The 1,841-nt window shown below is 52.8% G+C and carries 2 protein-coding genes and 1 pseudogene; all 3 read right to left on the reverse strand.

What is annotated here, in order from left to right:
- Nucleotides 1-395: pseudogene (locus FCN80_RS25750) on the reverse strand (metal-dependent phosphohydrolase); the annotation flags it as partial.
- 95 nt (nt 396-490) lie between these two features.
- Complete coding sequence (locus FCN80_RS25755) at nt 491-1,321, reverse strand: YfdQ family protein (RefSeq protein ID WP_136993191.1); 831 nt, start codon at nt 1,319-1,321, stop codon at nt 491-493.
- 36 nt (nt 1,322-1,357) lie between these two features.
- Nucleotides 1,358-1,708, reverse strand: coding sequence for a hypothetical protein (locus tag FCN80_RS25760; RefSeq protein WP_136993192.1), 351 nt, complete (start codon nt 1,706-1,708; stop codon nt 1,358-1,360).
- Nucleotides 1,709-1,841: the final 133 nt, after the last annotated feature.

Raw genomic sequence — 1,841 nt, forward strand, 5'->3', positions numbered from 1 at the left:
ATATCGAGATCTCGACGCTCGGTGGCCAGCATAATCAGATCAGCGCGTTTAACCTCGGGGCTCATTGCCTCCGGCAGCCCAAACCGGCGGCGGATTACGGCATCAACCCGATTCTCGACAGCGTGATAGTCAGGCAATAGCCGTTTCAGTGGCGCCGGGATGTCTTTGCAATATGCCTCGGCGGCATCATGCAACAACGCCTCCAGAGCAAATGCTGGTGGGACAATCATGCTGGTCAGTACGGAATGCTGTGCCACGCTATAAAACTGCGAACAATGGCCGGCATAGCGGCATTCATTCGACAATGCGTGAATGATGTCGGTTATGCAGATCGAATTAATATCAGGATCGGCATAATCGAAATGCCGGCCGCTAAATGTGGTTATCCACGTCATTATCGTTTTCCTATTTTCGGGCAAAGCCGCGCCCTTGCCGTGAGGCAATATTTAATTTGTGGTTTATTCAATGCCCCTGGCGGGGCATCAGGCGATTACGCGGTAAATTCGCCGATAAACGTTTCGACGTCAGTTTCGTTAAACTGCGCGACCAGCAGATCACGGAATTCGCCGGCGATTTGTTCCAGCACGGCTTCGAGCTGGACAATACGCAGAACCAGGACCGGAACATCGCCGCCGGTCAGTATGCTGTAACGCAGCTTAATGCGCCGCTCGTTCAGGCCCTCGAACGGCACGCATTGGAATTCGAACGCCGCCGGCATAACCGCCTTGCTTTTCGCCTCTACGCTTTGCATCAATGAGCGCTTGCCGCTGAAATCCTGCTCTTCATGATCCTGGCTGCTGACCGACTCAATGGTGATCTGCCTGACGCCGACCACAGCCTTTTTGATATCCATCACCTCGCCATCACCGGAAAACGCCAAGAGATATTCGTTCCAGTCCTCCAGCCATTCGGCCAGCTCTTTCTGGACCGTTTTCCGGCCGTCGATTTCCAACAGGGCGGCAAAGGGCGCTGTTTTCTTAAGCTTCAGTGCCGCGGTATTATCGGCGTGGCCCGGGACTTCCAGAGTGCCGAGGTTGAAAACGGTCACCGCGGACATTTCATCTGCGTCGATAAAGCACCGCACGCCGTCGGATGTTGCATATTCTTTGCAGTAGCGGACATAATCGGGGATGCTGGCGGTTTTCAATTTTCCCCGGAAGCGGTAACGGCCATCTTTCAGACTTTCCAAGTTTTGGATTTTGATGCCATCCGGAACGGCGGCAACGGGGCAATCGGCCTGGCTGAGTGATCCCGGTAGGTTGCTGGCCAGCACCAGGTCCCGGATTTGGGTGATAGCGCTCGCGTCTAAAGTTTGCGGCATGTTCAGGTCCTTATTTTAATTGGGTTAGGGATAGAGTTAGATTTTTCCGGCCGGTTGGCCCTTGATGTCGAATAGTTGTCCCTGGTCTTCCGGCAACATGGTGAGTTTCCCGCCGCGGTTGACATACATCGGCGTTTCCGTGGTGTCCTCTTCGGACGTCTTTCCCCGCGGCGTGGGAATAACAAACGTCAATTTATGCGAAATTTTCACCCGGTTTTCATCCATCGGACTGAAACTGAGCTTAATATTGACTTCTCCTTTTGCCCGGGTGTTTATGACGGCTTTAGCAACGTCATTCAGTACAGCAGATAATTTATTTTCGAAGACCCCGGCATCCAGTTCACCAATAAACTCCGGGATATTTGTTTCGCGACTTGTTTCAGACATGGATACCTCGCGTTAGCGAAAAAGGGCGGACTGCGCCAACCAGAACATTATCTTCTCCCCTTATGAGTTGAAGAGCTGGCGCCACCGCCAATGACTACACACAGCAATTGCACTATCACGGTACAGGTGATGG

This window comes from Martelella alba (assembly GCF_005217455.1).
Classification (GTDB): Bacteria; Pseudomonadota; Gammaproteobacteria; order Enterobacterales; family Enterobacteriaceae; genus Acerihabitans.

Excerpts from the sequence above, each read along its gene's own strand:
- FCN80_RS25760 (WP_136993192.1), bottom strand. The coding sequence starts at position 1,708 with ATGTCTGAAACAAGTCGCGAAACAAATATCCCGGAGTTTATTGGTGAA.
- FCN80_RS25755 (WP_136993191.1), bottom strand. The coding sequence starts at position 1,321 with ATGCCGCAAACTTTAGACGCGAGCGCTATCACCCAAATCCGGGACCTG.